At 36.7% G+C, this 640-nt stretch carries 2 protein-coding genes; both read left to right on the top strand.

Annotated features, from left to right (window positions below):
- Positions 1-412 (top strand): HAD-IC family P-type ATPase (locus tag IE142_RS39935; RefSeq protein ID WP_191889459.1); only part of this gene is annotated, 412 nt, incomplete at its 5' end.
- A gap of 33 nt (positions 413-445) precedes the next feature.
- Positions 446-640 (top strand): copper chaperone CopZ (gene copZ, locus IE142_RS39930; RefSeq protein WP_191889458.1); only part of this gene is annotated, 195 nt, incomplete at its 3' end.

Below are 640 nucleotides of genomic sequence, written 5' to 3'. Positions count from 1 at the left end.
AGACACGATTATTGCAGAGGTTTTACCAGAAGAAAAAGCTTCTAAAGTAGCAGAAATTCAATCTGAAGGTAAAAAAGTAGCTATGGTTGGAGATGGTGTCAATGATGCTCCAGCACTAGTTAAAGCAGATATTGGTATTGCCATTGGTACAGGTACAGAAGTTGCAATCGAAGCTGCTGATATAACTATTTTAGGAGGAGACCTTTTATTAATTCCAAAAGCAATAAAAGCAAGTAAATCTACAATTCGTAATATTCGCCAAAATCTATTTTGGGCGTTTGGTTACAATGTTGCAGGTATCCCTATAGCAGCAATTGGTCTGCTAGCACCTTGGGTTGCGGGAGCAGCAATGGCTTTAAGTTCTGTAAGTGTTGTCACAAACGCTTTACGTCTAAAACGTATGAAATTATAAGAATCTTATATTTCTTGAAAGGAGGTGACAACATTGACTAACGAAGTTATTAATGTAGAAGGTATGAGCTGTGACCATTGCAAGCATTCAATTGAAAAAGCATTAAATGGATTAGATGGTGTAACATCTTCAGAAGTAAGCTTGGCGAATGGGAATGTGGAAGTTGAATTTGATGAAAATCAAGTAGCTTTCAACGACTTTAAAGAAGCTATTGAAGATCAAGGTTAC

This window comes from Streptomyces mutabilis (assembly GCF_014649815.1).
GTDB classification, from domain to species: Bacteria; Actinomycetota; Actinomycetes; order Streptomycetales; family Streptomycetaceae; genus Streptomyces; species Streptomyces mutabilis.
This window is presented reverse-complemented; position numbering and strand designations above follow the sequence as displayed.